Origin of the sequence: Streptomyces sp. SID3343 (assembly GCF_009865215.1) — a bacterium.
In the GTDB taxonomy this organism is placed as follows: Bacteria; Actinomycetota; Actinomycetes; order Streptomycetales; family Streptomycetaceae; genus Embleya.
Genome location: NZ_WWJX01001435.1, coordinates 1 through 3,780 on the forward strand (window position 1 = coordinate 1; position 3,780 = coordinate 3,780).

Below are 3,780 nucleotides of genomic sequence, written 5' to 3' on the forward strand. Positions count from 1 at the left end.
CACCCGCACCATCAAAATCCCCACCTCCTACCTGAACACACTCCCCCAAACCATCCCCGACGCAACCCTCATCCGCACCGGCGACAACGCCTCCGTCTACGTCACCGCCGGCGGCGCCCGAATCCCCTTCACCACCGAAACCGAACTCACCCAAGCCGGCTACGACATCACCCACACCGTCAAAATCCCCACCACCCACATGAACACCCTGCCCACCGAACCCGCCGACGGCACCCTCGTCCGCACCGGCCCCGACCCCACCGTCTACCTCCTCGCCGGCGGCGCCAAGCTCACCGTCCCCACCGTCACCGACCTCACCGACGCCGGCTACGACATCACCCACACCGTCACCACCCCCACCACCTGGACCAACCAACTCCCCACCACACCCCGCAACGGCACCCTCGTCCGCGGCCCCGGCACCACCCAAACCTGGCTCGTCACCAACGCCACCCGCACCCCCACCACCCCCACCACCGACGCACACATCGTCCCCCTCACCGCAGCCACACTCGCCGCCATACCGATCGCCGGCTGATCCGGCTCGTTGCGTCCGTCCGAACTGCGAACGACGAGGCCACCACTGCCCAGTGGTGGCCTCGTCGTTGGTGGCGCCTCGTCGTTGCGAGGACCCGTCCGTGCACAGCCGGGTGGTCGGGGCGGATGCGGCCATCGCCACGCGCAGCCGCCGCGACGCCGCGCCGGTGCCGCTGCCCGGCCGATGCCCGTGATCAGATGTCGCGTGCCGCGCGTTGCGCGGTTTGCCGCAGGGCGTCCGCGAGTTCGGGTACGCGGGGTCGGGGGCACCGGGCCGTCGGGACCACCACCGCGATCGCGCCCACCGGCCGGTCGGCCGGGTCGTGCAGGGTGACGCCGACCGCGGTGATCCCGCGTTCGCTCTCTTCGAAGTTCACCGCGTAGCCCCGACGCCGGATGGTCGTCAACTGCCTGCGGAACGCGGGAAGGTCCGTGATCGCCGGGCCGACGCCGATCGGCAGGCCGCGGGGGTAGAGCGCGCGCAGTTCGGCGGCGGGCAGTTCGGCGAGCAGCGCCTTGCCGCCGGAGGTGCAGTGCGCGGGCAGGAGCATGCCGACGCGCAGGCCCACCCGAAGGATGTTCGATCCCTCCACGCCGTCGACGAACCGCACGCTGTTGCCCTGCAACACCATCAGGTGCACGGTCTCGCCGATCTCGGTGTTCAGGCGTTCCAGGTGGGGGCGCAGCACGGCGGCGAGGTCCCGCTCGGGGTACTCGCCGGCGGCCGGCCCGAGCAGGGCCGGACCGGGCCGGTAGACGCGGCTGCTGTCCTGCACGGCGAACCCGTGCTGCTTGAGCATGCCCAGCAGTCGGTGCGCCGTGGATCGGGCGACCCCGAGGCGCTCGGCCGCGTCCGCGACGCGAAGCCGTTGCTCCGCGCGCAGCAGCAGGACGAGTCGCAGCGCGTTGTCGACCGACTCGATCGGGTAGGGCGCGGTCTCACCGCGAGGTGTGTTCTGCACTCCAGAATTCTAGACGCGTGCAGTTCCGCGCGTGTGTCCCGCCGCCTAGCGTTGCCGCAGGCCCGGGCCTTTCCGACCGGGCAGCGCAAGGAGGAACGTGATGGACGCAACGGGGGCCGACCCGGCGCTGGACCGGCTGTACGCCGACTTCGAGGCGACCGGACTGATGCCGCTGTGGACGCAGCGCGGCGACCTGATGCCGCGCCGGCCGAGCCCGCGGGCGGTGCCGCACGTGTGGCGTCGCGCCGACGTCTACCCGCTGGCGGAACGCTCGGGCGAGCTGGTCCCGGTGGGCAGGGGCGGCGAGCGCCGCGCCATCGCACTGGCCAACCCCGGCCTGCCGGGCGTGCCGTACGCGACACCCACGCTGTGGGCGGCGATCCAATACCTCGGCCCCGACGAGGTCGCCCCCGCCCATCGGCACTCGCAGAGCGCGTTCCGGTTCATCATCGAGGGCCGCGGCGTGTGGACGAACGTCGACGGCGACCCGGTCGAGATGCGGCCGGGCGACGTACTGCTGACTCCGAGCTGGGCGTGGCACGAACACCACAACACCGCGGACGCGCCGATGACCTGGCTGGACGGGTTGGACATCCCGCTGGTCGCGCAGCTCGACGCCGGTTTCTTCGAGTTCGGCCCGGACGAGGTCGCGGATCGTTCCACGCCGCACCGGTCCCGGGCGGAGCGGCTGTGGGCGCACCCGGGGTTGCGGCCGGTGTCCGCGTCGAACGCGCCCGACGCGCCGGACGCGGTGAACTCCCCGCTCGCGGCGTACCGATGGGAGCACACCGACGCCGCGCTGGCCGCGCAATTGGAGCTCGCCGCCGAGGGCCATCCGGGGGTCGTCGGACCCGGTCACGCGGCCGTGCGCTTCAGCAATCCGACAACGGGCCGCGACGCGTTGCCCACTCTGCGCCTGGAGATGCACCGGTTCGCGGCGGGCACCCGCGCCGAGTTCGGCCGCACGGTCGGCTCGTCGGTGTGGCAGGTCTTCTCCGGCGCGGGCACCGTGCGGCTGGACGGCACGGAATTCGAGGTCGTCGAGGGAGACATGGTGGCGGTGCCGTCCTGGTGCCCGTTCGGTGTCGTCACCGGCGCCGGTATGGATCTCTTCGCTTTTTCCGATGCGCCCGCATTCGAGGCGCTGCATTTGGCCCGACGGGCCGCCCACGATGGGAACTGACATGAAGCTCGCGACGATTCGCACCACAGGCGGCACCGAGGCCGTGCGCATCGAGGAGGCCGCGGGTTACGCGGTCGAACTGCACTGCCCCGACGTCGGCGCGCTGCTGCGCACGCCCGACTGGCGGGCGCGCGCGGCGTCGGCGACAGGCCCACGCCACGATCTTGCGAGGCTCGACTACGCGCCGGTCGTACCGCGGCCGGAGAAGATCCTGTGCGTCGGGCTCAACTACGCCACGCACATCCGCGAGATGGGCCGCGAACTCCCGCAGTACCCGACGCTGTTCGCCAAGTACCCGGACGCTTTGATCGGTGCCTACGACGACTTGGTCCTGCCCGATGTGGAGGACTGCTGGGACTGGGAGGCGGAACTCGCGGTCGTCGTCGGCGCCCCGGTGCGGAGCGCGACGGCGGAGCAGGCCCGCGCCGCGATCGCCGGTTACGCGGTGCTCAACGACGTCACGGCACGCACCTGGCAGTACCGCAGCATGGAGTGGCTGCAGGGCAAGACCTTCGCGGACACCACGCCGTTCGGTCCGTACCTGGTCACCGTGGACGACGCCGCCGACACGTCGGCGGGCCGCATGCTGGGCTGCGAGATCAACGGCGAGACGGTGCAACAGGCCGAGACGTCCGACCTGGTGTTCGCTCCGGAGGAACTCGTCGCGTACGTCTCGACCATCGTGCCGTTGGCCCCCGGAGACGTGATCGCCACCGGCACCCCCGGCGGCGTAGGCCACGCGCAAAATCCCAAGCGCTATCTCGCCGACGGTGACACCTTGGTCACCCGTATCTCCGGTCTGGGCGAAGCACGCAACGCTGTCGTCCGCAAGACCGCTCCATGAGTGCCGCCGTCGCAACGTGGCCGGTGCCGCACGCGAGCGCGCGGGCGTGGCTGCGTGAGGGCACCCGTGTGTTCGCGGATCGGGTGGCCGAGCTCCCGGAGGACGCGTTCGGCGGGCCGAGCGCCCTGCCCGGCTGGTCCCGTGCGCAACTGGTCGCGCACGTGGCCCGCAACGCCGACGCGCTCGCCAACCTCGCCGCGTGGGCGCGAACCGGCGTCGAGACCCCGATGTACGCCGACGCGCGCGAACGCGAA

General features: G+C 71.8%; 5 protein-coding genes. 4 read left to right on the forward strand and 1 reads right to left on the reverse strand.

The features are described from left to right. Window positions 1-538: hypothetical protein (locus GT354_RS45880; protein ID WP_202513047.1), on the forward strand; the 538-nt coding region annotated here is incomplete at its 5' end. Window positions 539-731: 193 nt separating this feature from the next. Here the strand turns inward: GT354_RS45880 and GT354_RS56925 are convergent. Beyond that, on the reverse strand, window positions 732-1,499 hold the full coding sequence (locus tag GT354_RS56925; RefSeq protein ID WP_346012485.1) for an IclR family transcriptional regulator: 768 nt from the start codon (window positions 1,497-1,499) through the stop codon (window positions 732-734). Window positions 1,500-1,599: 100 nt separating this feature from the next. Between GT354_RS56925 and GT354_RS45890 the strand changes: the two genes are divergently transcribed. The 3 genes from GT354_RS45890 to GT354_RS45900 all read left to right on the forward strand — a co-directional run. Then, a complete protein-coding gene (locus GT354_RS45890; protein ID WP_161363446.1) occupies window positions 1,600-2,682 on the forward strand; it encodes a cupin domain-containing protein in 1,083 nt (360 codons plus the stop codon). Window position 2,683: 1 nt separating this feature from the next. Further along, window positions 2,684-3,526: a fumarylacetoacetate hydrolase family protein gene (locus GT354_RS45895; protein WP_161363448.1), complete on the forward strand. Its 843-nt coding sequence runs from the start codon at window positions 2,684-2,686 to the stop codon at window positions 3,524-3,526. Continuing rightward, the coding region (locus tag GT354_RS45900) for a maleylpyruvate isomerase N-terminal domain-containing protein (RefSeq protein ID WP_202513048.1) at window positions 3,523-3,780 on the forward strand (258 nt) is incomplete at its 3' end. The genes GT354_RS45895 and GT354_RS45900, both read left to right, overlap by 4 nt.

Coding starts and splice junctions, on each gene's coding strand:
- GT354_RS45890 (WP_161363446.1), top strand. CDS start 1,600: ATGGACGCAACGGGGGCCGACCCGGCGCTGGACCGGCTGTACGCCGAC.
- GT354_RS45895 (WP_161363448.1), top strand. CDS start 2,684: ATGAAGCTCGCGACGATTCGCACCACAGGCGGCACCGAGGCCGTGCGC.